We start from the raw sequence: 536 nt of genomic DNA on the forward strand, positions 1-536 counted from the left end.
TCATAAGGCCTGATCGCACATCGCTCTTCGGTCTGAATACTACTCACATTCGAATCAAGTGCGTAACTGAGAATCACCCGGAACCTGGCTTTTACATGCGAATTGACTCGGCCGTTTCAGCTAAATGATTCTGACTAAAGAAGTTTCCCACCGCTGAATCGATCTATTGTGAATGGATTCTTGCCGCGCGACTCCACAGCCAACTCAGAATCGGGCATTTCTCGAAATCGCCATGAGAGTGATGGGTGAGCGTCATGCCTGCTGGGAAAGGAACAGCCGCCGTTCAACGCCTCCGGAAAGCCCGCCGTGAGCGGGGTGACCGGGAGATGAACGTTTGGGTTCCTGGACTTCTCGGCACTGCGATCGACCAAGCGGTCGAGAGTGGGCGCTTTAAGTCTCGCCAGGAAGTCATCACCCATGCCCTCGAGGCGATGTTTGCCCAGAAGGATCGAAATGTCGTGACGTAAACCAGGCAAAGCAAAAGGCCCACGAAGCTGGAAACTTCGAGGGCCTTTGGAGACCCACCGAGGGTGGGC

At 54.5% G+C, this 536-nt stretch carries 1 protein-coding gene; it reads left to right on the top strand.

From position 1 onward, the window contains the following. The first annotated feature begins 254 nt into the window (after nt 1-254). Nucleotides 255-467 carry a ribbon-helix-helix domain-containing protein gene (locus JKL45_RS29730; protein WP_201865381.1) on the top strand — a complete coding sequence of 71 codons (213 nt, stop codon included), beginning with the start codon at nt 255-257 and terminating at the stop codon, nt 465-467. Nucleotides 468-536: the final 69 nt, after the last annotated feature.

Source organism: Microvirga soli (assembly GCF_016734765.1).
Lineage (GTDB): Bacteria > Pseudomonadota > Alphaproteobacteria > Rhizobiales > Beijerinckiaceae > Microvirga > Microvirga soli.